Source organism: Bifidobacterium sp., from assembly GCF_051876855.1.
Taxonomy (GTDB): domain Bacteria; phylum Actinomycetota; class Actinomycetes; order Actinomycetales; family Bifidobacteriaceae; genus Bifidobacterium.
Window position 1 is genome coordinate 1 of the sequence record NZ_JBJEIH010000054.1, and the last position, 1,887, is coordinate 1,887.

Annotated in this window: 1 pseudogene; it reads left to right on the top strand. The window is 61.5% G+C overall.

Going from position 1 to position 1,887, the window contains the following annotated elements:
* Positions 1-1,887 (top strand): annotated as a pseudogene (locus ACI38B_RS04125) (hypothetical protein); the annotation flags it as partial.

Here is a 1,887-nt window from a genome sequence, read left to right on the forward strand (position 1 = left end):
ACTACGGCAAGACCGTGCGTTCTGCCATCAAGAGCAGCAACTTGAACGCCGGCAATCTGACGAGCCTGCGTAACGGCGGCGCGAAGGATGACCAGCTGGTCACCTGGGTCGAATCGCATGACAACTATGCGAACGGTGACAAGGAATCCACGTATCTTAACGACTACCAGCTGCGTATGGGCTGGGCCATCGTCGGTTCCCGTGCTGGCGGCGCCCCGCTGTACTTCAACCGCCCGGTCGGATCCGGTGGCAACAACGCGCAGTTCGCCGAGCAGTCCCAGCTGGGCGATGCCGGCGACAACATGTGGAAGGACAAGGCCGTGGTCGCGGTTAACCACTTCCGCAACAAGATGAACGGCAACAGCGAGTACCTGCGCAACTGTCAGAGCCAGAACTCCTGCCTCATGGTCGAGCGTTATGCCAAGGACGGCAAGGCTGATGACGATGGCGTGGTCATCGCCAACATGGGCGGCGACGTCAACCTCGCCGGTTCGGACACCACCCTTGATGACGGCACCTACACCGACCAGGTCAACGGCGGCACCATCACCGTCTCCGGCGGCAAGATCACCGCCGGCACCGCCAAGGGTGGTGCGGTGAGCGCCTTCTATGACGCCAATGCCGAAGTCGGCACGGTCGAGACCGTCACCGCGAGCCCGGAGAGCAAGTCTTTCTCCACCGACACGATGACCGTGACCCTGCACACCCGCAACGCGTCCGGCGCCACCTACACCACTTCCGAAGGCCAGTCCGGCTCCTTCAAGGACGGTGACACCATCGAGGTGGGCGGCAGCAGCAAGATCGGCGATACCATCACCGTGACGGTGAAAGCCAAGGGCGGCACCACGGGCAAGGAACTGACGAATACCTACACGTATTCGAAGATCGCCACCCCGGTGCAGAACCTCGCCAGCTACTATTCGACCAACAAGGCCGGGTATGGCGCGAAGAAGACCATCACCGTTGACGGTGACGTCTCCGACTGGAACAGCTCGATGGTTGTCGCGCAGGGCACCGCCAACGACGACCCGCGCGTGTACCGGCCGAACTCGATGTACGAGGTCCCGATCGATCTGTACACCCTGTATGCCGCCTATGACGACAACAATGTGTATCTCATGTGGGAAATGACGAACGTCCAGGACGTGGTAGCACCGAACGACAACTACCCGCTGTCGCAAGGCACGCTCTACGAAACCATGAACGTCCCGTTCTTCATCGCCTTCAGCACCGGGCAGTCCGACACCATCGGCAAGAGCGCCCAGCTCACCACCGGCGGCACCCTGTGGGATTCCGGCCTGACCTGGCAGGAGAAGCTCAACCGGGTCGTCGCCATTTCCACCAACGGCGCCAACGGCCCGTGGGTGTACAGCGGCGACAGCACCGGCTTGAACGCCAACGCGATCTACGGTCCGGCGGCGAACGCGAAGACAAACACCCAGGCTTCCGGCATCAAGTTCAAGTGGGGCAAGGGCATTCTTAGCAAGAACGTCTACGGCATTGACGGCGCCTACGGCACCAACAATGGCCGTGTCGTCGGCGATATGATCAATGAGAACGCCAAGTGGGTCGACTTCAACACCAAGGGCCACAACTCCGGCACCATGGACTTCCATTATGAGATGTCCATTCCGCTGAGCGAGCTCGGCACCGATGCCGCGACTGTCGCCAAGAGCGGTCTCGGCGTGCAGCTGGTGGCGACGATGGGCAAGTCCGGCATGGACTCCCTACCGTATGATCTCGCCGAGAACGACAACGCCGACAAGGATGATTCCGCCGGCTCCCAGGAGAACAACAGCTTCGAGAAGTCCGATGAGGACAACTTCACTGTTCCGTTCGCCCGTATCGCAGCCAAGGATTCCGGTTCCACCGGCGGCTCCGGCGGCG